This is a genomic window from Shewanella sp. T24-MNA-CIBAN-0130 (assembly GCF_040310185.1).
Taxonomy (GTDB): domain Bacteria; phylum Pseudomonadota; class Gammaproteobacteria; order Enterobacterales; family Shewanellaceae; genus Shewanella; species Shewanella psychromarinicola.
Genome location: NZ_JBEOPP010000292.1, coordinates 1 through 274 on the forward strand (window position 1 = coordinate 1; position 274 = coordinate 274).

The 274-nt window shown below is 38.3% G+C and carries 1 pseudogene; it reads right to left on the reverse strand.

The features are described 5' to 3' along the window. A pseudogene (locus AAEZ02_RS22435) lies at nt 1–256 on the reverse strand (IS3-like element ISSde8 family transposase); the annotation flags it as partial. Nucleotides 257–274 lie beyond the last annotated feature (18 nt).

A 274-nucleotide genomic window follows, 5' to 3' on the forward strand; every position in this document is an offset into this window, starting at 1 on the left:
TTCCTAAATCAAGTACACAGGCTAAATAACTCCATCCTTGATGTGATTTTATGTAGGTAATGTCACCCACCCAATGAGTGTTATAAGTCGTAGGGTTAAACTGCCGTTTAAGCAAATTGGGTGCGTAAACATGTTCGTCACCAGTGTTAGGATAGTAATGCTTTTTCTTTGGCCTAATCGCTTTTAATCCCAAATTTTTCATTACTGTAGCAATGGCGTAAACCCCGACTTTACACTCTAAATCTAATAATCTTGCTCAAGTGCTGCCTATAAG